This window comes from uncultured Bradyrhizobium sp. (genome assembly GCF_936943645.1).
Taxonomy (GTDB): Bacteria; Pseudomonadota; Alphaproteobacteria; order Rhizobiales; family Xanthobacteraceae; genus Bradyrhizobium.
Genome location: NZ_CAKZJO010000024.1, coordinates 23,958 through 44,686 on the forward strand (window position 1 = coordinate 23,958; position 20,729 = coordinate 44,686).

The 20,729-nt window shown below is 65.5% G+C and carries 20 protein-coding genes; 11 read left to right on the plus strand and 9 right to left on the minus strand.

Translation table 11 applies throughout. From position 1 onward, the window contains the following. Positions 1-92: 92 nt before the first annotated feature. Genes Q0743_RS03140 through Q0743_RS03150 form a run of 3 tightly spaced genes read right to left on the minus strand, consistent with a single transcriptional unit; the run spans position 93 to position 2,569 of the window. Entirely contained in the window at positions 93-1,007 is a 915-nt protein-coding gene (locus Q0743_RS03140) for an SDR family oxidoreductase (RefSeq protein WP_298240138.1), read from the minus strand. A gap of 5 nt (positions 1,008-1,012) precedes the next feature. Then, complete coding sequence (locus tag Q0743_RS03145; RefSeq protein WP_298240139.1) at positions 1,013-2,152, minus strand: thiolase; 1,140 nt, start codon at positions 2,150-2,152, stop codon at positions 1,013-1,015. Between the two features lie 3 nt (positions 2,153-2,155). Continuing rightward, the gene (locus tag Q0743_RS03150) at positions 2,156-2,569 is read right to left on the minus strand and encodes a Zn-ribbon domain-containing OB-fold protein (protein ID WP_200495202.1); all 414 of its coding nucleotides are present in this window, start codon (positions 2,567-2,569) and stop codon (positions 2,156-2,158) included. Positions 2,570-2,747: 178 nt separating this feature from the next. Here Q0743_RS03150 and Q0743_RS03155 point away from each other — a divergent pair, with 178 nt between their 5' ends. From Q0743_RS03155 to Q0743_RS03175, 5 genes are all read left to right on the plus strand, one after another. Beyond that, on the plus strand, positions 2,748-4,097 hold the full coding sequence (locus tag Q0743_RS03155) for an amidase (protein WP_298240140.1): 1,350 nt from the start codon (positions 2,748-2,750) through the stop codon (positions 4,095-4,097). Then, a complete protein-coding gene (locus Q0743_RS03160) occupies positions 4,090-4,776 on the plus strand; it encodes a DUF2848 domain-containing protein (RefSeq protein WP_298240141.1) in 687 nt (228 codons plus the stop codon). The genes Q0743_RS03155 and Q0743_RS03160 overlap by 8 nt, the downstream gene beginning before the upstream one ends. Positions 4,777-4,933: 157 nt before the next feature. After that, positions 4,934-5,677, plus strand: coding sequence for a 2OG-Fe(II) oxygenase (locus Q0743_RS03165; RefSeq protein ID WP_298240142.1), 744 nt, complete (start codon positions 4,934-4,936; stop codon positions 5,675-5,677). A gap of 9 nt (positions 5,678-5,686) precedes the next feature. Continuing rightward, positions 5,687-6,340: a DNA oxidative demethylase AlkB gene (alkB, locus tag Q0743_RS03170; RefSeq protein WP_298240143.1), complete on the plus strand. Its 654-nt coding sequence runs from the start codon at positions 5,687-5,689 to the stop codon at positions 6,338-6,340. 55 nt (positions 6,341-6,395) lie between these two features. Beyond that, on the plus strand, positions 6,396-7,637 hold the full coding sequence (locus Q0743_RS03175; RefSeq protein ID WP_298240144.1) for an MFS transporter: 1,242 nt from the start codon (positions 6,396-6,398) through the stop codon (positions 7,635-7,637). Here the strand turns inward: Q0743_RS03175 and Q0743_RS03180 are convergent. From Q0743_RS03180 to hpaH, 6 genes are all read right to left on the minus strand, one after another. Further along, entirely contained in the window at positions 7,615-9,243 is a 1,629-nt protein-coding gene (locus tag Q0743_RS03180) for a thiamine pyrophosphate-dependent enzyme (protein ID WP_298240145.1), read from the minus strand. The genes Q0743_RS03175 and Q0743_RS03180 overlap by 23 nt on opposite strands. A 25-nt stretch (positions 9,244-9,268) precedes the next feature. Continuing rightward, positions 9,269-10,138, minus strand: a complete 870-nt coding sequence (locus Q0743_RS03185; protein WP_298240146.1) for a fumarylacetoacetate hydrolase family protein — start codon at positions 10,136-10,138, stop codon at positions 9,269-9,271. A 187-nt stretch (positions 10,139-10,325) separates the two neighbouring features. Then, a complete protein-coding gene (hpaD, locus tag Q0743_RS03190; RefSeq protein WP_298240147.1) occupies positions 10,326-11,309 on the minus strand; it encodes a 3,4-dihydroxyphenylacetate 2,3-dioxygenase in 984 nt (327 codons plus the stop codon). A gap of 141 nt (positions 11,310-11,450) precedes the next feature. Further along, on the minus strand, positions 11,451-12,989 hold the full coding sequence (gene hpaE / locus Q0743_RS03195) for a 5-carboxymethyl-2-hydroxymuconate semialdehyde dehydrogenase (RefSeq protein ID WP_298240148.1): 1,539 nt from the start codon (positions 12,987-12,989) through the stop codon (positions 11,451-11,453). Continuing rightward, positions 12,982-13,380 carry a 5-carboxymethyl-2-hydroxymuconate Delta-isomerase gene (locus tag Q0743_RS03200; protein WP_298240149.1) on the minus strand — a complete coding sequence of 133 codons (399 nt, stop codon included), beginning with the start codon at positions 13,378-13,380 and terminating at the stop codon, positions 12,982-12,984. Before Q0743_RS03200 ends, hpaE begins: the two co-directional genes overlap by 8 nt. Positions 13,381-13,413: 33 nt before the next feature. Next, complete coding sequence (gene hpaH, locus Q0743_RS03205) at positions 13,414-14,220, minus strand: 2-oxo-hept-4-ene-1,7-dioate hydratase (protein ID WP_298240150.1); 807 nt, start codon at positions 14,218-14,220, stop codon at positions 13,414-13,416. A 111-nt stretch (positions 14,221-14,331) separates the two neighbouring features. Here hpaH and hpaR point away from each other — a divergent pair, with 111 nt between their 5' ends. The 6 genes from hpaR to Q0743_RS03235 all read left to right on the plus strand — a co-directional run bounded on the left by hpaR (position 14,332) and on the right by Q0743_RS03235 (position 20,637). Then, positions 14,332-14,862, plus strand: coding sequence for a homoprotocatechuate degradation operon regulator HpaR (gene hpaR, locus Q0743_RS03210; protein WP_298240151.1), 531 nt, complete (start codon positions 14,332-14,334; stop codon positions 14,860-14,862). A gap of 157 nt (positions 14,863-15,019) precedes the next feature. Continuing rightward, positions 15,020-16,105, plus strand: coding sequence for a malate/lactate/ureidoglycolate dehydrogenase (locus tag Q0743_RS03215; protein ID WP_298240152.1), 1,086 nt, complete (start codon positions 15,020-15,022; stop codon positions 16,103-16,105). 143 nt (positions 16,106-16,248) lie between these two features. Continuing rightward, complete coding sequence (locus Q0743_RS03220; protein WP_100178928.1) at positions 16,249-17,025, plus strand: aldolase/citrate lyase family protein; 777 nt, start codon at positions 16,249-16,251, stop codon at positions 17,023-17,025. Between the two features lie 97 nt (positions 17,026-17,122). Next, positions 17,123-18,646, plus strand: a complete 1,524-nt coding sequence (locus Q0743_RS03225) for a UxaA family hydrolase (protein WP_298240153.1) — start codon at positions 17,123-17,125, stop codon at positions 18,644-18,646. 187 nt (positions 18,647-18,833) lie between these two features. After that, entirely contained in the window at positions 18,834-19,355 is a 522-nt protein-coding gene (locus Q0743_RS03230; RefSeq protein ID WP_298240154.1) for a PAS domain-containing protein, read from the plus strand. Next, positions 19,333-20,637: a methyl-accepting chemotaxis protein gene (locus tag Q0743_RS03235; RefSeq protein ID WP_298240156.1), complete on the plus strand. Its 1,305-nt coding sequence runs from the start codon at positions 19,333-19,335 to the stop codon at positions 20,635-20,637. The genes Q0743_RS03230 and Q0743_RS03235 overlap by 23 nt, the downstream gene beginning before the upstream one ends. Positions 20,638-20,729 lie beyond the last annotated feature (92 nt).

Sequence of the window (20,729 nt, forward strand, 5' to 3'; positions counted from 1 at the left end):
CATTCAGGCTTAAAGCGGAGCAATCTCCGGCCGAGACAACCGGAGATCGCAGGGCAGGGATGCCGGAAATGCGGCTAGACGGGATCCCAGGTCTAGACGGGATCCCAGGTGAAGATGTCGGCGGAGCGGTCGAGCTTGTAGAACGAGCCCTTCAGCGCCGGCATGCCGTGCTCGGCGATCGACTGCGGCGTCCAGCCCTCGCTCCGCTGCACCGAACGGATCGGCCGGTTCTGGCTGAACAGGAAGATCTCGTTCATGCGCACGCCGAAGATCTGCCCGGTGACGTCCTTGGCGGAATCGGAGATCAGATAGCCGCAGAGCGGGGCGATCTTTTCCGGCCCCATCTGCTTGATCTTCTCGACGCGCGCCTTTTCCGCCTCGGTCTCCGTCGGGATGGTGCCGATCATGCGCGTCCAGGCGAACGGCGAGACGCAGTTGGAGCGGACGTTGAAGCGGCCCATGTCGAGTGCGATCGACTTGGAGAGGCCGACGATGCCGAGCTTGGCTGCGGCGTAGTTGGCCTGGCCGAAATTTCCGATCAGGCCGGAGGTCGAGGTGAAGTGCACGAAGGAGCCGCTCTCCTGCTCGCGGAAGATGCGCGCCGCGGCGTGGCTGACATAGAACGAGCCCATCAGATGCACCTTGATGACGGCCTCGAACGCCTCCACGCTCATCTTGTGGAAGATCATGTCGCGCAAAATGCCGGCATTGTTGACGACGCCGTCGAGCCGCCCGAAAGCATCGGTCGCGGTCTTCACGATCTTGCTGGCAGGGATCGCTTCCGCGACGCTTTCGAAATTGGCGACGGCGGTGCCGCCGCGCTTCTTGATCTCCTCGACCACCTCCTCGGCGGGCGCCGCGTTCGAACCGGCGCCGTCGGCGGCACCGCCGGGATCGTTGACGACGACCTTGGCGCCTTCGGCGGCACAGAGCAGCGCGATCTCGCGCCCGATGCCGCGGCCTGCGCCGGTGACGATGATGACCTTGTCCTGCAGTGATTTGCTCATGTGAGTTACCTCTCGTTCGTAAACACGATCGTGCCACTGGCGGCGAACATGCCGCCGACGCCGTGACACACCGAAATCTTCGCGTTCGGCACCTGCGCCGGCGCGATGCCGCGCATCTGGCGCACGCTCTCCTGCAGCGCATACATGCCGTACATGCCGGAGTGCATGTAGGAGAGTCCGCCGCCATTGGTGTTGAGCGGCAGCTTGCCGCCGGGCCGCGTGTTGCCGTCCGCGATGAATTGTCCGGTCTCCTCATGCGGCATGAAGCCGAGATCGCCGAGGCCGAACAGCGGCAGATGCGCGAACGCGTCGTAGATCATGAGATGGTCAACGTCCTTGTGGGCGATGCCGGCTTCCTTGAACGCCAGCGGCCCCGCGGTCTTGAACGCGCGCGAGGAGTTGAAGGTCTCCATCTGGCTGACCATCGGCGTTTCAACGCTCTCGCCGGTGCCCATGATGTAGACGGGCTTCCTCGGAAAATCCCTGGCGCGGTCGGCCGAGGTCAGGATCAGCGCGCCGCCGCCGTCGGTGACGAGGCAGCACTGCAGCAGCCGGAACGGATAGGCGATCATGCGCGAATTGAGGACGTCGGCGACCGTAATCGGGTCCTTCATCATCGCCCGCGGATTCTTCGCCGCCCATTCGCGCTGCACGACTGCGACCGAGGCGAGCTGCTCATGCGTGATGCCGTAGGTCTTCATGAAGCGCAGCACGGGGATCGGGAACATGCTGGGCGGGCCGTAGACACCATAGGGCGCCTCGAACTGGCCGTTGAGACTGTCCGCCGGCGTCGAGCGCGGCAGCTTGCCGATCATCGACTTGCCGCTCTCGGCATGGGTGATCAGCTCGGTCTTGCACAGGCCGGCCTCGATCGCCGCCGCGGCGTGGCGGACGTGCAGCATGAACGAGCAGCCGCCGACCGAGGTGCCGTCCACCCAGGTCGGCTTGATGCCGAGATAGTGGCAGACCTGCTGCGGCGTTTCGACCGCGGTGGCAAAGCCGTCGATGTCGGACAGCTTCAGGCCGGCGTCCGCAATGGCGTTAAGTGCGGCATCGGCGTGGAGCTGAAGCTGCGACATATTGGGGATGATACCGAGCTCGGTGGTCTCGGCCGCGCCGACGACGGCAACCTGATTCCTGCGCATGCCTTACCCCTTCGCCGGACGGAACACGGGGAGGGTGATCTTGTCGTCGAGCGCCTCGAAAGCCACCTCGAGCTTCATGTCGAGCTCGAGCGCCTCGGGCGTCTGCGGGCAATCGATGATGTTGCTCATCATCCGCGGGCCCTCGTCGAGCTCGACCACGGCGATCGCGTAAGGCGGCGTGAAGCCGGGCGCGGCGGGGCGGTGGTTGATGACGTAGCTGTAGAGGAAACCCTTGCCGCTCGCCTTGAAGACCGAAACCTTGCGCGAGGCGCAGGACGGGCAGAACGGGCGCGGCGGGAAGTAGACATGCGCGCAGGCGTCGCAGCGCTGCAGGCGCAATTCGCCGGCTTTGGTGCCGTCCCAGAAATGCTGGGTCTCCGGCGTCGGTTTCGGTCGCGCGCGCTGCGGTTCGGCCATCTCGAAAAGCCCTCCCAAACGGCAGGCTTCACGCCCGCCTGTTTCGATCTTGATGCGACAATCGACCATGGTGCGTCAACGGTCCAGCAATACGCATGCATGCCATCATGCGCACAATGCTTGTGTCGAACTGAGCCAGCGCTATAGATTGCGCGCGCCAATATTCCGTGAGACAGACATGCCCGATTTTCCGACACTGGCGAAGCTCGCCGAAGACCTCGAAAGCGGCCGCACCACCTCCCGTAAGCTGGTCGAGGCCTGCATCGCCAGGATCGCCGATCCCGCGGGCGAAGGGCAGCGCACCTTCATCCATGTCGACAAGGACGCCGCGCTCGCGGCCGCCGACGCGATGGATGCCTTGCGCAAGGTCAAGGCGGCGCCGTCGCGCTATGCCGGCATCCCCGTCTCGATCAAGGACCTGTTCGACATCAAGGGCCAGGTGACGCGCGCCGGCTCCCGCGCCCTCGACGATTCCCCGCCGGCCGAGCAGGATGCTGCGACGGTGGCGCGGCTGCGCAAGGCCGGCTTCGTCGTGATCGGCCGCACCAACATGACCGAGTTCGCCTATTCCGGCATCGGCATCAATCCGCATTACGGCACGCCGAAGGGCGCCTGGAACCGGGCCGAGGGGCACGTGCCCGGCGGCTCGTCCTCGGGCGCGGCGGTCTCCGTGCTCGACGGCATGGCGCATGCCGGGCTCGGCACCGACACCGGCGGCTCGTGCCGGATTCCGGCGGCCTATAACGGCATCGTCGGCTACAAGCCGACACAGCGGCGCGTGCCGCTTGACGGCTCGGTGCCGCTGTCGTTCTCGCTCGACAGCATCGGCCCGCTGGCGCGATCGGTCAGCTGCTGTGCCATACTCGACGCTGTGCTTGCGAACGAGCCGGTCACGGCGCTGAAGCCGCGCCCGGTGAAGGGCATGCGACTCGCCGTGCCGACCACGATCGCGCTCGACGATCTCGACCCAGAAGTCTCCGAGACGTTCGAGCGCGCGCTGAAATCGCTCGCCGATCACGGTGCCATCATCGAACGCATCGAGATGGCGGAATTCCACGATATCGGCCCGATGAACGCCAAGGGCGGCTTTGCCGCGTCCGAGAGCTATGCCTGGCATCGCTATCTCATCACTGCGAAGGGCGACGTCTACGATCCCCGCGTCTCCGTCCGCATCATGCGCGGCGAAGCGCAGAGCGCGGCCGACTACATCGATCTCCTCAACGAGCGCCGCTCGCTGATCGCCCGCGTCAACGCCCGCATCGCGCCCTATGACGCGCTGGTGCTGCCGACCACCGCCAACACGCCGCCGAAGATCTCGGATTTGGCGGACGACAAGGCCTTCACCACGCAGAACCTGCGCGCTCTGCGCAACTGCACCCTCATCAACATGATCGACGGCTGCGCCATCTCGATCCCTGCGCATCGCCAGGGCGACGTTCCCGTCGGCCTGATGCTGGCGGGCGCGGGCGGCTCGGATCGTCGTATCTTTGAACTTGCTGCCGGCATGGAGGCCGTCATTCGTGTTTGATCTCACTTTCACCGTCGACGCCCAGGACACCACCACGCCGCTGACGCTCGCGATCGACCAGATGGTCATCGCCGGCTGGACCGGCCGCGATCCCGTCGCGCGCGACAAGCACATCAAGGAGCTCGAGGAGATGGGCATCGCCCCGCCGGCCTCGACGCCGATCTACTATCGCGGTGCGGCGCGACGGCTGACCCAGGAGGACAGTATCGAATGCACCGGCGGTGACTCCAGTGGCGAAGTCGAGTTCGTGCTGATCGGCTGGCAGGGCCGCATCTTCGTCGGCTGCGGCTCCGACCACACCGACCGCAAGGTCGAGGCCTACAATGTCACGGTCTCCAAGCAGATGTGCGACAAGCCGGTTGCCTCGACACTGTGGGAGCTCGAGGACGTCATCGGCCATTGGGACAGGATGATCCTGCGCTCCTACGCCACCATCAAGGGCGAGCGCGTGCTCTACCAGGAGGGCACGCTCGACGCGATGCTGCCGGTCAAGGACCTGATCGCGCGCGGTTTCGACGGCGGTAAATTCCCCGACGGCTGCGCCATGTTCGGCGGTACGTTCGCGGCCAAAGGCGGCATCCGCCCGGCGGAACGGTTCGACTTCGAGCTTGAGGATCCCGTGCTGAAGCGCACGATCAGGCACGGCTACGACGTGGTGACACTGCCGGTCAGGGGCTGAGGCCTCTCCTCCGTCATTGCGAGCGCAGCGAAGCAATCCAGACTGGTTCCGCGGAGGGATCCTGGATTGCTTCGTCGCAAGGGCTCCTCGCAATGACGGGGAGATCGTCATCGGAAATCGGGTGGCGGCGCGAACGTCCGGGCGCGAAGGTGATTGCATGACAATGACCCTGCGAAAATCAGCGCATTCCGCCGCCGACCTCGCCGCCCACGTCGACACCCTCGACTGGCCCGAAATCACCGCCGAGCTCGACTCCCAGGGCTGCGCCGTCCTCAAGGGCCTGCTGACGCCGGATCAGTGCCGCGCCATTGCTGCGCTCTATCCTGACGATGCCGGCTTCCGCAGCCGTATCGTCATGGGCCGCCACGGCTTTGGCCGCGGCGAATACAAGTACTTTTCCTATCCGCTGCCTGACCTGATCGCGCAGCTCCGTCCGGCGCTGTACGCCCATCTGCAAGGCGTCGCCAACCGCTGGAACGAGGCGATGGGCATCGACATCCGCTATCCCGCCGCACATGCAGCCTTCCTGAAGCGCTGTCATGAGGCAGGCCAGGCCCGGCCGACGCCGCTGCTGCTGCAATACGAGGCGGGCGACTACAACTGCCTGCACCAGGACCTCTATGGCGAGCACGTGTTCCCGCTCCAGGTCGCGATCCTGCTGTCCGAGCCGGGCCGGGATTTCACGGGCGGCGAATTCGTGCTGACGGAGCAGCGCCCGCGCATGCAGTCCCGCGCCGAAGTGGTTCCGCTCATGCAGGGTGACGCAGTGGCTTTTGCCGTGCATCACCGCCCGGTGCAGGGGACACGCGGCACCTACCGGGTTAATCTGCGCCATGGCGTCAGTCGGATTCGCTCCGGCCAGCGCCACACGCTGGGTGTGATCTTTCATGATGCCAAATGAGTGCTGCGATTGACGGCTGATCTGTTCGACTCGGTTGCCGAGGTACAGCCGTCGCGCGAGGAGATCGCCGACGGTGCCGTCCTGCTGCGCGGCTTCGTCAGGCCGATCGAGAGCGAGCTGATCGAAGCCGTGCGCGCCATCGTGGCGCAGTCGCCGTTCCGGCGGATGACGACGCCCGGCGGCCATCTGATGTCGGTGGCCATGACCAATTGCGGCGAGCGCGGCTGGATCACCGATCACACCGGCTATCGCTACGATCCCATTGATCCCCGCACCGGCGCGCCATGGCCCGCGATGCCGCCGGTGTTGCGTGATCTGGCCTTGCGCGCGGCGGAGCAGGGCGGCTTCCGCGGCTTTGCGCCGGATGCCTGCCTCGTCAACCGCTACGAGCCCGGCACGCGACTGTCGCTGCACCAGGACAAGGACGAGCTGGACTATTCGGCGCCGATCGTCTCGGTCTCGCTCGGCCTGCCCGCGACCTTCCTGTTCGGCGGCCTGGCACGCAGCGACAAGCCGCGCCGCTTCCGCCTGGTGCATGGCGACGTCGTGGTCTGGGGCGGCCCGTGGCGGCTGGCCTATCACGGTGTGGCGCCGCTTGCCGATGGCGAGCATCCACTGCTCGGGGCAAAGCGCATCAATTTGACCTTCCGCAGAACGCGCTAACGCGTTTCCTCGCCCGCTTCGCTCGTCTAAGCTCCCGCACCGGGGAGGCGGCGACATGACGATCACTGAGCAAACGGCCAATGCCGGGACGGCCAATCGCACCGGCCTTTATCTGGCCGCGCTGCAACTGGTGTTCACGCTGGGCTGGACCACTTATGTCATCTACCTGCCGAAGCTCGCCGCCGAGGTCGGCATCGCGCCGTCAGCCGTCATCCTCATCCTGATGCTGGATCAGGCGATTTTCACCATGGCCGATACTGCAATGGGCATCGCGGCCGACAGGATTGCGCCCCATGTCGGCAGGCTCGGCCTGTTCGTCGGGCTCGTCGCTGCGATCTCGTGCGCTGCGTTTGTCGCGCTGCCGTTCGTGGCCGGGGCCGGCGCGGCGGCACAGGGCTGGTTCATCGCATTGATCGTGGTGTGGTCGGTCACGTCCTCGGCGCTGCGCGCACCGCCGCTGACCTTGCTCGGCAAATACCGCGCCAAGCCGCAGGTGCCGTTCCTCGCGGCGCTGGCGATGCTCGGCTACGGCATTGCCGGCGCGGTCTCGCCCTATCTCGGCGTCGTGCTGCGCGAGCACGATGCGCGGCTGCCCTTTGTCATCTCCAGCGTGGTGCTGCTGCTCACGGCGCTCGGGCTGTCGCGCATCGAGCACGACGTGGCGCGCGACACCGTGCCGCCGAGGCCGGACGAAGCCGCAAAGCCGCTCGGTCTCGTCCCGATCGCCTTCATCGTCGCGATGGTCGCGCTCGCGCTCGGCTACCAGTTGCACTTTGCCATGAACAGCGCACCGTCTTACTTGCGATTCGCCGCACCCGGCGAGCTACAATGGCTGATGCCGGTGTTCTGGATCGGATTCAACATCGCGATGTTTCCGGCGAGCCTCGTCGTCAAGCATCGCGGCGGCCTGATCGTGATGGGCGCGGCCGGACTGCTCGGCGCGGTCGCGATCGCGGCGGCCGAGCTTGCCGGCAGCCTCAACACCTTGATCGCCGCGCAATTCCTCGCCGGCGCCGCCTGGGGCTGCATGCTGATGAGTGCGATCTCGGCCGCGCTTGCAATCGGCTCGACTGGCGCGGAAGGCAAGGTCACGGGCCTCGTGTTCTCCGCACTCGCGCTCGGCACCTTCGCGCGAATGGCGGCCGTCGCCGGCGGCCTGCAGAAGATGCCGGACTACGCACCGCTGCTGCACTGGGCGCCGGTCGCCTGCTGGTCGGTCGCAGGCGCGGGCCTGCTGGTGATCGCGGCGGCGCGGCTACAGGGCGGTGCTCACCTCAAGGCTTCGGCGGGTGGATGAACGCCCACGGGCTGACTTCCGAGTCCCTGGTCACCTCGACCGAGATCAGATACGGCCCGCCATGGCTGAGCGCCTTCTCCATCGCGGCCTTGAACTGGTCCGGTGCGGTGACGCGCGCTGCCGCCACGCCGAAGGACTCCGCGAGCTTGACGAAGTCCGGATTGACGAGGTCCGAGGCCACAACGCGGCCGTCGAAACGCTCGCGCTGGTCGCGGCGGACGTTGCCGTAGGCATTGTTGTTGAACACCAGCGTCACCACGCCGATGTTGAACTGCACCGCAGTGGCAAGCTCCTGCACGCCGAACATGAAGCCGCCGTCGCCGGTGATGGCGACCACGGGCTTGTCGGGATTGGCGACCTTGGCGCCAAGCGCGGTCGGGAAGCCCGAGCCGAGCGTGCCCTGATAGCCTGAGGTGATGAAGGTGCGGGGCTCGTAGACCGGAAAGCCGTACCAGGAGGCGAAGCCGAACTGCGACAATTCATCGGTCACGATCGCGTTCGCCGGTAGCACCTCACGCAGGATGTTGAGATAGGCCATCTGCGGCTGGATGCGCTGGATCTCGGCTTGCGCGGCGGCAGCGGCCTCGCGGATCTCTCCGCGCCGGCCATGGCCCTTGGCGTAGCCGGCGCGCTTCACGGCGGCGACGAGGTCGGCGGTGCCGTCCCTGGCGTCGGCGACGATGGCGACATCGGCGGCGAGCCGGCGCATCTCGGCCGGATCGATGTCGATGCGGATGGATTTGAGGCCGCTCGGCTGATAGGGCCAGCGGAAGCCGGATGCCGGCAGCTCGGCGCGCGTGCCGATCGCGATCATCAGGTCGGTCTTCGGCCACAGCTTGTAGGCGGCGGCCATGGTGAGGCCGAGCTCGTGCGCGTTGGAGACGATGCCGCGGCCGCTGCGGAAGGCGACGACCGGCGCGTCGATCATCTCGGCGAGCTCGAGGATTTCCTCGCCCGCCTCCATCGCGCCGCTGCCGACGAAGATCATCGGCGCCTTGCTGGCCTTGATCAGCGCCGCCGCCTGCTTGACGAGGTCAGGATCGGGTTGCGGGGCGGGCAGCGGCTCCAGCACCTGTGCGGCCGCCGTCGCGGCGCGCTGGGTGAAGACATCCCAGGGCATCTCGACCGAGGCCGGGCCGCGCCGCCCCGACATCATCTCCTGGAAGGCGCGCGCGACGACCGTCGGCGCATTGGCGGGATATTCGATCCGGTCGGCCCATTTCACGTAAGTGCGTAGCGTCGCGAGCTGGTCCGGCATCTCGTGCAGATGACCGCGGCCCTTGCCCAGAAACTGCGTCGGCACCTGGCCCGTGACGCACAGCACCGGCTCGTTGCAGCCGAAGGCGGTCAGCAGCGCCGCGCTGGCGTTGAGCACGCCGGGGCCGGGTACGACGCTGAATACGCCAGGCTTGCCGCTGGAGCGTGCATAGCCGAACGCCATGTAGCCACAGGCCTGCTCGTGCCGCGCGCCGATCACCTTGAGCTGGGCCTGGTGGAAGGCGTCGAACAGGCCGTAGACCTGCGCGCCCGGCAGGCCGAACACGGTGTCGACGCCATGGGCGACAAGCCCGCTTACGATCGCTTCGCCGCCGGTGAGGGTGGTCATTGCATCATTCCACTTCGATTGTTGGTCAGGCTTCGTCGACGACACCGTTGCGCAAGCGCCCGATGCCGTCGGCCTCGATTTCGACGACATCGCCGGGCTTCAGGTAACGCGGCGGATCGAACCGGGCTCCGGCGCCGGTCGGCGTGCCCGTGACGATGATATCGCCGGGGACGAGGGTTGCGAAGGTCGAGATATAGTTCAAGAGATAGCGGAACGGAAACATCAGCCGGCTGGTGCGATCGTCCTGCCTGAGCTCGCCGTTGACATGCGTGGTGAGACGGATGTCGGCGATCTGCGATTCCCTGATGTAGGGCACCAGCCAGGGGCCGAGGCTGCCGCTGGAATCGAAATTCTTGCCCTGCGTGACGTTGAACTTGGCGTGGCGCAGCCAGTCGCGCACCGAGCCTTCGTTGCACAGCGTCAGCGCGGCGATGTGGTCGAGCGCGGTGCTTTCGGGAATGTGCCGGCCGGCCTTGCCGATCACCAGCACGATCTCGCCCTCATAGTCGAGCTGGCTCGATGCGCGCGGGCGCACCAGCGGCGTGTCGTGGCCGACGAAAGAGCGAGGCGAACGCATGAACATGCTCGGATATTTCGGTGCGTCCTGGCCGTCCTTGTACTCGGCATTACGGTCAGGATAGTTGACGCCGATGCAGATGATCTTTTCCGGCGCCGGCACCGGCGGCAGCCAGGTGATATCAGCGAGCGCATGGTCGGGCGTGCGGCCGGCGGCCTCTTCGGCAAGGCTCACGAGCTTGCCGGCCGCGATCACCTCGCGCAGCGTCGGATAGTCTCTTGCATATCGCTTGGCGAGATCGACGATGCCGCCTTCGAGGACGGCGCCGTAGCTGACGTCACCTTTGACGGAGTAAGTAGCGAGGCGGGGGAGCTTCATCGGTAACTCATCACTTCCTGTCGTCCCTGCCTAGTGCGCAATTGCGCACGGGCGCAGGGACCCATACCGCGCGATCTATCGATGTAGTCTGCAGGCGTACCGAGCGACCAGTCTTCACCAAACCACGTCCTGCGGGTATGGGTCCCTGCTTTCGCAGGGACGACGGGGAGAGAGGTTGTTACCAGCATCAATCCGCCACCAGCACATCCGCGACGAACTTCGGCTCGCGCACGGCCTGGCCGCTAAACGGCGAACCCTGCTCGAACCACGAGCGCGGGGCAGGGGCGCCCCACAGTGTCTGGCGGCGCGGATCGCGCAGCGACCAGCGCAGCGGTTCGTGGTCGTGATCCCCGGTGAAATAATCGCTGGTGTAGAGCTCGAGCCGGTGTCCATCAGGGTCGCGGACATAGAGGAAGAACGCATTGGAGATGCCGTGGCGTCCCGGACCGCGCTCGATGTTCTTCACGAAGCCCTGCGAGGCCATGACGTCGCAGAGATGGATGATGTTCATCGCCGTCGGCGTCCAATAGGCGAAGTGATGCAGGCGCGGGCCCTTGCCGTTGGTGATGGCGAAGTCGTGCACGTTGCCCTTGCGATGCATCCAGGCCGCGGCGATGCGTCCGTTCGGTCCGTCCTCCTCGGCATATTCGGTGAGACGGAAGCCGAGCCGCGCATAGAACTCGACGGTGTCCTGCACCTCGGCGGCGAAGACGTTGAAATGATCGAGCCGCTGCGGATGGCAGCCCCGGTAAAGGTCGTAACGACGCAAGAGATGCGGCCGGCGATCCATCGACGCATAGAGCTCGATCTGGAAGCCGAAGGGATCGGTGAATTGCAGCGTGCGGCCCTGGAACGGCTGGTCGACGAAGGCGTAGGAAAGACCGTTTTCGGACAAGAACCCGGCGGCCTTGTCGAGATCCCCGTCGTTGCCGACCTTGAAGCCGAGCCGCGCGCAGGCGGGTACTGCCGCCTTCCGCAGCACCAGCGAGTGATGCTGATGTTCCTCGGCGGCGCGCAGGTAGACGACCTTGTCGTCGGCATCCTCGACATGCAAGCCGACAATGGTCTCGTAGAACTCGCGGCTCAGCTTCAGATCGGTCACGTCAAGGACGACGTGGCTGGAGCGGATGATGTTGAACGGCGGCTCGAAGATGTGTTGCGGTACGGGCATGTGCGTTTCCCCTCTTTCTCGTCATTCAGGGGCGGCTCGCAGAGCCGAACCCGGAATCCATCGCGCAGCAGAGTTGGTGGATGAATGGATTCTCAGGTGCGCAATTGCGCACCATAGCTTCGCTTCGCGCCCCGGAATGACTCAAATTCCCAGCTTCTGGATCTTGTGCGTGCCCCGCGCCAGCGAGACGTGCTTGGTTTCCATGTAGAAGTCGAACGAATAGTCGCCGCCGTCGCGGCCGATGCCGGAGGCTTTCATGCCGCCGAACGGCGTCGGCAGATGGCGGACGTTCTCCGAGTTCAGCCAGATCATGCCGGCCTCGAGCGCATCGGCGACGCGCAAGGCGCGGCCGACGTCGTTGGTCCAGACATAGCCGGTGAGGCCGTAGCGGATGTCGTTGGCGATCGCGATCGCGTCGGCCTCGTCCTTGAACGGCAGCACAGTGAGGAACGGCCCGAACACCTCCTCTTGCGCCACGCGCATCTTGCCATGCGCGCCGGTGACCAGCGTCGGCTCTACATAATGTCCGCCGCCCGGGCCGTCATGGGCCTTGCCGCCGACGGCGATGGTTGCGCCGTCCTGCCGCGCGACGTCGAAATAGGAGCAGACTTTGGCGAGGTGTCGCTCGTGGATCAGCGGCCCGATCTCGGTTAAGGGATCGAGGGGATGGCCGACCTTCAGCGCCTTCACGCGCGCGGTCAGCTTTTCCACGAACTTGTCGGCGATGCTCTGCTGGATCAGCAGACGGCTGGAGGAGGTGCAGCGCTCGCCGTTGAGCGAGTAGATCATGAACACGACGGCGTCGAGCGCGCGGTCGAGATCGGCGTCGTCGAACACGATGACAGGATTTTTGCCGCCGAGCTCGAAATGCACGCGCTTCAGGGTCGGCGCGCCCTGAACCATGATCGCAGAGCCCGTCGCGCTCTCGCCGACGAAGCCGATGGCCTTGATGGCGGGATGCTCGGTCAGCGCCTTGCCGGCCTCCTCGCCGAAGCCGTGCACGGTGTTGAGAACTCCGTCGGGCACGCCGGCTTCCTTGACCAGCTTCGCCAGGATCGACGCCGTCACCGGCGACCATTCGGCCGGCTTGTGCACGACGGTGCAGCCGGCGGCCAGCGCCGGGGCGATCTTCCAGGTCGAGAGCATGAACGGCGTGTTCCACGGCGTGATCACGCCGACCGGGCCGATCGGCACGCGCGTCGAGACGTTCCAGTGCTCGTCGCTCGGCGTGTTGAGGCCGTCTCTCGCTTCCGCGCATTTGTCGGCGAAGAAGCGGAAATTCTCGGCGGCACGGATCGCGGCCTTGGCCATGAAGCGGTAGGCCTGGCCGGTGTCGATGCATTCGAGCACGGCGATGTCGTCGGCATTGTCCTCGATGGCATCGGCGACGCGATGCAGCAGCTTCTTCCGCATCGCCGGGCCCATGTCGCGCCAGGACTTGAAAGCGAGCGTGGCGGCCGTTGCTGCCGCGTCGATATCCTCGGCGGTGCCGCGTGCGACGCTTGCGAGCGTTGCGCCGTCGACCGGAGATTTCGTTTCGAACGTCTCGCCGGAGATCGAGGCAACGGTCTTGCCGTCGATCATGTGACCGATGCCGTCGGCACGCAGCGTCTTCAGAAGCGGCGCGACGCGGTCGCAATTGGCCTGAAACACATCGGTTTTCGGAGTGGGCTTATCCATGGGCGGCTTCCGCTTTCAGGGCATCGTGGATGTTGTTGCGCTTCCAGCTGGTGTCCTTGTCGTTGATCTGCATGTCGAACGACAGAGCGAACCTGCTGGCGGCGAAGACGGGATCGAGATGTCTTGAGAGCGCCTGGAAGACATGCTCGCCGGCCTTCTGGCGCGTGGGAAGGTCGCGGCCCTCGCCGATGCGCAGCACCATGTCGAGAAAACCGTAGTCCTGCCTGGCGTCGGCGATCGCATAGTGCTCGCACCTGACGGCGCGCACGCGGATGCCGCCGAGTGGGAAGATGCCGGTCTCGACCGCCGCCTTGCGCACGACCTCGCACACCAGCTTGATATCGAGACGGTTGTCGAGATTGGCCGAATATTCGATGGTGAAATGCGGCATCGCGGTTTCACTCCCTGGATCGTCTTGTTGTCTTCAGGCGAAGTAGCAGCTGACCGAGCCGTAGGCGCCATAGTCGGCCTGAATTGTGTCGCCCTTGCGGGTCTCGATCGGGCGGATGAAGGAGCCCGCGAGAACGACTTGCCCCGGCTCGAGCGCAAGGCCGAGCGGCGCGATCTTGTTGGCGAGCCAGGCAACGGCCGTGGCGGGATGATTGAGCACGCCGGCGGCAAGGCCGGTCTCCTCGAGCTGGCCGTTCCTGAAGCACAGCGCGCCGATCCAGCGCAGGTCGGCGTCGAGCGGGCGGATCGGCCGTCCGCCGAGCACGATGCCGGCATTGGCCGCATTGTCGGCGATGGTGTCGTAGATCTTGCGCGTCGCCCTGGTCCTGGGATCGACGCGCTCGATGCGGGTGTCGAGGATCTCAAGGGCCGGCACCACGAAGTCGGTGGCGTTGAGCACGTCGAACAGGGTGCAGTCGGGGCCGAACAAGCGCTTGCTCATGACGAAGGCGAGCTCGGCCTCGACCCGCGTCGCGATGAAGCGCTCGGTCGGAACGATCCCGCCGTCGGCGAAGAACATGTCGTCGAGCAGCACGCCGGAATCCGGCTCGTCGATGTCGAGCGCGCTCTGCATCGCCTTCGAGGTCAGGCCGATCTTGTGGCCTTTGACGATGCGGCCCTCCGCGATCTTGACGTCGACCCAGGCCTTCTGAATCGCATAGGCATCGGCGATGGTGATGCCGGGGAAGTCCTGCGAGAGCTGGCGGATCTGCGTGCGGGTCTTCTCCGCCTGGTGCAGACGCCGCGCGCAAGCTTGGATATCGTCGTTGGAAAGCGCCATTTGTGATCTTACAAACTAGGGTGCTGGAAGATACTTAACATGTTAAGTGAATGCGTCAAACACAAATCCGGCTTGCTGCACTGCAAACGTTTGGCGGCTTGAAAGGGCGTCATGGTGAAGAGACCGGCTGATCCGGCCAATGGAAACGCCCCCGCCGCAGGGTCTACCGCGCGCCAGGTGCCGATGCGCGATTTCTCGCGCTCGCTGCCGATGTCGCTGCTGCGGGCCCGCGAAGCGGTGATGCGGCAGTTTCGCCCTTCGCTGCGCGAGCACGGCCTGACCGAGCAGCAATGGCGCATCCTGCGCGCGCTGGCGGCGATCGAGGCGGTCGAGGTCACGGAACTGGCGCGCACGGCGTTCCTGCTCGGGCCGAGCCTGTCGCGCATCCTGCGCGATCTCGAGGCGCGAAATCTGATCGAGCGCAAGACGGCGAAAGCAGACCAGCGCCGCAGCATGGTCTCGATCTCGAAGGAGGGGGTGAAGCTGATGGCCTCGGTCGCGCCCACATCGGAAGCGATCTATGCCGAGATCACGCGGCGCTTCGGCGCGCGCAAGCTCGCCGAATTGCAGGACATGCTGGGTGCGCTCGAACAGAGCCTGGCTGAGCTCGGCAGCGCCGAGGAGGCAAGTGCCGAGGAGTGAAAGCTGATATGCGCGTGCACGCGGCAACGTCGATGGACATCAGCTGCCCCGTTCGCTCAAACTGACGGCCAAGCCGATCGCTGCAGAATCGGCGGGCGGATGGAGAACGCTGTGTCGGCGCGCCTCCGCCTGAAACAAGGGAGGCAAGCGAACGTCCATGGTCACCATTCAGGTCCAGAATCTGATCGACTTCGTCACTGACGTCTTCGCGCATGCGCAATCCTCGCCGGAGGAAGCAAGGCGCATCGCCACCTATCTGACCACCGCGAACCTGACCGGCCATGATAGCCACGGCGTGATCCGCGTTCCCGTCTACATCCGCTGGCAGAAGACCGGCTCTGTGGTGCCCAACCAGACCGCCGAAATCGTGCTGGACACGCCTTCGCTCGCAGTGGTGGACGGCAAGTTCGGCTACGGCCAGACCGTGACGCCGCAGGCCGTCCGGATCGGCATCGAGAAGTGCCGCAAGGCCGGGCTTGCCGCGGTCGCGCTGCGCAACGCCGGGCATATCGGCCGTGTCGGCGACTGGGCCGAAATGGCTGCGGCCGAAGGTCTCATCTCCGTGCATTTCGTCAATGCCGCGGGCTCGCTGCTGGTGGCGCCGTTCGACGGCGTCGAGAAGCGGCTGTCGACGGCGCCTTACTGTGTCGGCATCCCGCGCCTGGGGCAGGACCCGATCGTGCTGGATTTTGCGACCTCGGTGGTCGCCGAGGGCAAGGTGCTGGTCGCAAGCCGCGGCGGCAAGAAGCTGCCGAAGGGCGCGCTGGTCGATGCCGACGGAACCCTGAGCGAGGAGCCAGCCGTGCTGTACGGGCCCTACACGCCGGACGGGCCGAGGGATCATACCAAGGGGACCGGCGCCATCCGCGCCTTCGGCGAGCACAAGGGATCGGGTCTTGCCTTCATGTGCGAGCTGCTGGGCGGCGCGCTGACCGGAACCGGAGCCACGTCGGGCGGCCGCCGCTTTGCCAACGGCATGCTGGCGTTCTATGTCGATCCAAAGGTGGTCGACACCTCCAACCTGTTCGACGGCGAAGTGTCGCGCTACGTCGATTTCATCCGCGCCACCAAGCCGATGGCCGGGGTCGATCATGTGCTGATTCCCGGCGATCCCGAGCGGAAAACCCGGGCCGACCGGACCCGGAACGGCATCCCCTTGCCGGATGACACCTGGGCGGCAATAGTGAATACGGCCCGCGAGGTCGGCGTCAGCGAAGCCAGCATCCAGAGGGCAACCGCATAGGTCTTGCGCCATTGCGAGCGTAGCGCGGCGCCCCGGTTCGCGGTAACAGCAGGTTCGTGCTGTCGCGGCGCTCGTCGTGGTGACGATGGTCCAAATCACACGGTCCAAATAACACGGTCGAAACAACAAAGAAGGAAGGCAACGTGGCGAACAAGGTCAAGGAAATCTGGAAGTCGGGCAAGGCCGTGGTCAACGCGTGGCTCGCAATTCCCTCCGGCTTCTCGGCCGAGATGATCGCGCAATGCGGCTTCGACAGCGTCACCGTCGACATGCAGCATGGCGTGCAGGACTATCTCTCGATGGTGCAGTGCTTCCAGGCCATGGACAAGCATCCGGTCACCCCGATGGTCCGCGTGCCCTGGAACGAGCCCGGCATCATCGGCAAGGTGCTCGACGGCGGCGCCTATGGCGTGATCTGCCCGATGGTCAATACGCCGCAGGAAGCCAAGAACCTCGTCTCCTATTCCAAATATCCGCCGCAGGGCGTCCGCTCCAACGGCCCGATCCGCGCCGGCATGTACGGCACCGCCGGCTCGTATCAGAAGACCGCGAATGCCGACACCATCCTGCTGCCGATGATGGAGACCAAGACCGCGGTCGAGAACATGGAAGCGATCCTCGACGTCGAGGGCATCGACGGCGTCTATATCGGACCGTCCGATCTCGGCTTCTCCTACGGCCTCGAGCCCAAGCTCGACCGCTCGGAGCCCGAGATCCTCGCGATCTACGAGAAGATCATCAAGGAGTGCGGCAAGCGCGGCCTCAATCCGGGTATCCATTGCAGCGGCGCGGAAGGCGCGGCGCGCGCCATCAACATGGGCTTCAAGCTGGTGACGCTCTCGAACGAGGTCGGCCTGATGACGACCTACGCCAAGATGCAGGTCAACGCGACCCGGAAGGATTCCGGCGGCAAGGCCTGATCTCTGGCGAATGGCGAATAGGGAGTGGCGAGTGGCGCCGCTCCCTTTTTCCATTCGCTACTCCCTATTCGCCATTCGCCTCCGAAGGAGACCTGCCATGACCATCAGCCCCGTCATCCGCCTGCATCCCGATGATGGCGTGCTGATCGCGCGCGCCAGCCTGCCGCCGGGAACGGTCGTCGCCGACGGCGTCACCGCGGTCGAACGCATTCCCTCCGGCCACAAGGTCGCGATCAAGTCGTTTTCGGTGGGCGAGCCCGTCATCCGCTACGGCCAGATCATCGGCTTTGCGACCCAGGCCATCGCGCCGGGTCAGCACGTTCATGTGCAGAACATCGGCATGGGCGATTTCGCCAAGGACTATGCCTATTGCGCCGACGTCAAGCCGACGCCGAATTTCGACCTGCCGGCGACCTTCGAGGGCATCCGCCGCCCGGACGGTCGCGTCGCCACGCGCAACTATATCGGCATCCTCACCTCGGTGAATTGCAGCGCGCATGTCGCGAGCCTCGTCGCCGACGTCTTCAAGAAGAATCCCTTCACCGGCGACAATCCGCTGGCCGATTTCCCCAACGTGGACGGCGTGGTCGCGCTGACCCACAAGACCGGCTGCGGCATGACGCAGAACGAGCCGCTGGCACTGCTCCGCCGCACGCTCGGCGGCTATGCGCGGCACGTCAATTTCTCCCATGTCATCGTGCTCGGCCTCGGATGCGAAGTGAACCAGATCGGCGGCCTCATGGAAGAGCAAAAGCTCGCCGGCCGCCTGCGCGCGATGGACATCCAGGAGGTCGGCGGCACCCGCAAGACGGTGGAGGCCGGCATTGCGTTCGTGCGCGAGGCGCTCACCGATGCGAACAAGGTGACGCGCGAATCCGTGCCCGCGAGCGAGCTCACCGTGGCCCTGCAATGCGGCGGCTCGGACGGCTATTCCGGCGTGTCGGCCAATCCGGCGCTCGGTGCTGCGAGCGATCTCATCGTCCGCCACGGCGGCACCGTCATTCTGTCGGAGACGCCGGAGACCTACGGCGCCGAGCATCTGCTCACGCGCCGCGCGGTGAGCCGCGAGGTCGGCGAGAAGCTGGTCGACCTGATGCGCTGGTGGGACGAGTACACGGAGCGCGAAGGCGCCGAGATGAACGCCAATCCGAGCCCCGGCAACAAGGCCGGCGGTCTCACCACCATCCTGGAGAAGTCGCTCGGCGCGATGGCGAAGGCCGGCACCACCAATCTCGTCGAGGTGCTGCGCTACGCCGAGCCCATCACCAAGAAGGGCTTTGTGTTCATGGATACGCCTGGTTACGACCCGGTCGCGGCCACCGGCCAGGTCGCAGGCGGTGCCAATCTCGTCTGCTTCACGACGGGGCGCGGCAGCGTGTTCGGCTGCAAGCCGGCGCCGTCGATCAAGCTCGCCACCAACACGCCGATGTACAAGCGCATGGAAGAGGACATGGACGTCAATTGCGGCACCATCCTCGAAGGCGAGGAGAGCGTGCAGGAATGCGGCCAGCGCATCTTCGATCTCATTCTCAAGACGGCTTCGGGCCAGCCGACCAAGAGCGAGAGTTTTGATTTTGGCGGCGCCGAGTTCGCGCCCTGGGTGCTCGGCGCGACGATGTAATTGCAGCTGGCACAAATCGCTGCCGAAATTTGCAGCATAGCAGCGAGTGTTTACGTAACTTTACGGAGGCACCGCGTAGCCGCACGGGTTCCCTCGGTCACCTATGATTAATAATTCCCGTCGTAATCCTTGAGCAATGCGGGCCACTCCTTCGAGGGCGCTGCCCCTTCGACAGGATACGTCAACGATGACGCATGCGGTACGGCCAACTGGCGTGGAAAATCTCCTCGGCGAAGAGGAGCTGATCGTCTCGAAGACCGATCTCAAAGGCCGCATCACTTACGCCAACGACGTCTTTCTCCGGATGGCGAAGTACTCCTGGAAGGAGCTGATGGGCGCGCCCCACAGCCTGATCCGCCACCCGGACATGCCGCGCTGCGTCTTCAAGCTGCTGTGGGATACGCTCCAGACCAAGCAGGAAATCTTCGCCTACGTCGTCAATCTCGCCGGCGACGGCAGCCATTATTGGGTGTTCGCCCACGTCACACCGACATTCGACGATCGCGGCAACATCATCGGCTATCACTCCAATCGACGCAGGCCCGATCCGGCGCCGGTCGAGAAAATCAAACCGATCTACAAGGCGCTCTGCGCGGAAGAGGCGCGCCACGCCAATGCCAAGGACGGCATGCGTGCGAGCTTTGACATGATGGTCGGTCTGCTCAAGCAAAACAGTGTTGGCTATGATGAATTTGTGCTCTCTCTCTAAGGCGCAGGGAGCGACTGCAGTCGCGTGTCTTCTCGCCGGCGTCGCGTTCGTCGTCTCGCTGCTCGGCGGAAGCGGATTCATCAGCGCAGCGCCGCTCGGCGCGGCGATCCCGCTGCTCGGCTACGCGCTCTGGTGCCAGCACCGTGTGGCTGTGGCCGTCGATGAGGTCGCCGATGTCTGCCGCAAGGCGGCGCGCGGCGATCTCGAGGCGCGGGTCCTGAGCGAGCGCCAGGCCGGGCGGATCGGCGCCATTCAGAAATCCGTCAACGACATGCTCGACATCGCCGACGCCTTCGTCCGCGAGGCTTCGGCATCGATGGACTATGCCAGCCGCGGCAAGCATTTCCGCAAGATCCTCGCGCGCGGCTTACCCGGCTCGTTCCGCCGCTCGGCGACCGTCATCAATGCCGGCACCGACAGCCTCGGCCGCCGCGTCGTCGAGATCGGCGATCTCGCAAGGCAGTTCGGCACGCATCTCGATAAGGTCGCAGGCAGCCTCATGAGCGCCGCGACCGATCTCGAATCCGACGCCGGCCAGATGGCGGCCGCGGCGGAGACGACGAGCCGCCAGACCTCCGGCATGCGCAGTGCATCCGATCAGGCTTCGAGCAATGTTGCGACGGTAGCGAGTGCGGCGGAACAGCTCGCATCCTCGATCGCCGAGATCAGCCGCCAGGTGGCTGGTTCGACCACGAGCACCGGGCGCGCCGTCGACGAGGCCAACCGGGCCGGCAACGAAATCCGCACGCTCGCCGACGCCGCGATGCGGATCGGCGACGTCGTCAAGCTGATCAGCGAAATCGCCTCGCAGACCAATCTGCTGGCGCTCAACGCCACCATCGAGGCGGCGCGGGCAGGCGAGGCTGGTCGCGGTTTTGCGGTGGTGGCCTCCGAGGTCAAGAGCCTTGCCAACCAGACCGCGAAGGCGACCGAGGAGATCAGCGCCAAGGTCGGCGAGATGCAGCAATCGACCAGCAATTCGGTTGCGGCCGTCGAGGCGATTGCCCAGACCATTGCGGAGATCGACGGCATCACCGCGAGCATCGCGGCCTCGATCGAGCAGCAGGGCTCTGCGACGCGCGAGATCGCCCGCAACGTCCATGAAGCCTCCGCCGGCACCTCGCAGGTGTCCTCCAACGTGTCAGGCATCAGCGAGGCCGCCGCCGACACCGGCCGCGTCGCCAGCCGCGTCAACAGCGCCTCCGAGCGCGTCCACGGCGAAGTCGAGACGCTCCGCCGCGAGGTGACACAGTTCCTGCAGCGGCTGACCTCGGCGGCGTAAGGTTGCGCCACCCACCGCTGTCGTCCCGGACAAGAAATCGTAGGGTGGGCAAAGGCGCACTTGCGCCGTGCCCACGCAACGGAAGCCGTGGG

What these genes read in the sequence shown, in the direction of transcription:
- Q0743_RS03140 (WP_298240138.1), bottom strand. Translation starts at nt 1,007, where the DNA reads ATGAGCAAATCACTGCAGGACAAGGTCATCATCGTCACCGGCGCAGGC.
- Q0743_RS03145 (WP_298240139.1), bottom strand. Translation starts at nt 2,152, where the DNA reads ATGCGCAGGAATCAGGTTGCCGTCGTCGGCGCGGCCGAGACCACCGAG.
- Q0743_RS03150 (WP_200495202.1), bottom strand. Translation starts at nt 2,569, where the DNA reads ATGGCCGAACCGCAGCGCGCGCGACCGAAACCGACGCCGGAGACCCAG.
- Q0743_RS03155 (WP_298240140.1), top strand. Translation starts at nt 2,748, where the DNA reads ATGCCCGATTTTCCGACACTGGCGAAGCTCGCCGAAGACCTCGAAAGC.
- Q0743_RS03165 (WP_298240142.1), top strand. Translation starts at nt 4,934, where the DNA reads ATGACAATGACCCTGCGAAAATCAGCGCATTCCGCCGCCGACCTCGCC.
- Q0743_RS03175 (WP_298240144.1), top strand. Translation starts at nt 6,396, where the DNA reads ATGACGATCACTGAGCAAACGGCCAATGCCGGGACGGCCAATCGCACC.
- Q0743_RS03180 (WP_298240145.1), bottom strand. Translation starts at nt 9,243, where the DNA reads ATGACCACCCTCACCGGCGGCGAAGCGATCGTAAGCGGGCTTGTCGCC.
- Q0743_RS03185 (WP_298240146.1), bottom strand. Translation starts at nt 10,138, where the DNA reads ATGAAGCTCCCCCGCCTCGCTACTTACTCCGTCAAAGGTGACGTCAGC.
- hpaD (WP_298240147.1), bottom strand. Translation starts at nt 11,309, where the DNA reads ATGCCCGTACCGCAACACATCTTCGAGCCGCCGTTCAACATCATCCGC.
- hpaE (WP_298240148.1), bottom strand. Translation starts at nt 12,989, where the DNA reads ATGGATAAGCCCACTCCGAAAACCGATGTGTTTCAGGCCAATTGCGAC.
- Q0743_RS03200 (WP_298240149.1), bottom strand. Translation starts at nt 13,380, where the DNA reads ATGCCGCATTTCACCATCGAATATTCGGCCAATCTCGACAACCGTCTC.
- hpaH (WP_298240150.1), bottom strand. Translation starts at nt 14,220, where the DNA reads ATGGCGCTTTCCAACGACGATATCCAAGCTTGCGCGCGGCGTCTGCAC.
- hpaR (WP_298240151.1), top strand. Translation starts at nt 14,332, where the DNA reads ATGGTGAAGAGACCGGCTGATCCGGCCAATGGAAACGCCCCCGCCGCA.
- Q0743_RS03215 (WP_298240152.1), top strand. Translation starts at nt 15,020, where the DNA reads ATGGTCACCATTCAGGTCCAGAATCTGATCGACTTCGTCACTGACGTC.
- Q0743_RS03225 (WP_298240153.1), top strand. Translation starts at nt 17,123, where the DNA reads ATGACCATCAGCCCCGTCATCCGCCTGCATCCCGATGATGGCGTGCTG.
- Q0743_RS03230 (WP_298240154.1), top strand. Translation starts at nt 18,834, where the DNA reads ATGACGCATGCGGTACGGCCAACTGGCGTGGAAAATCTCCTCGGCGAA.
- Q0743_RS03235 (WP_298240156.1), top strand. Translation starts at nt 19,333, where the DNA reads ATGAATTTGTGCTCTCTCTCTAAGGCGCAGGGAGCGACTGCAGTCGCG.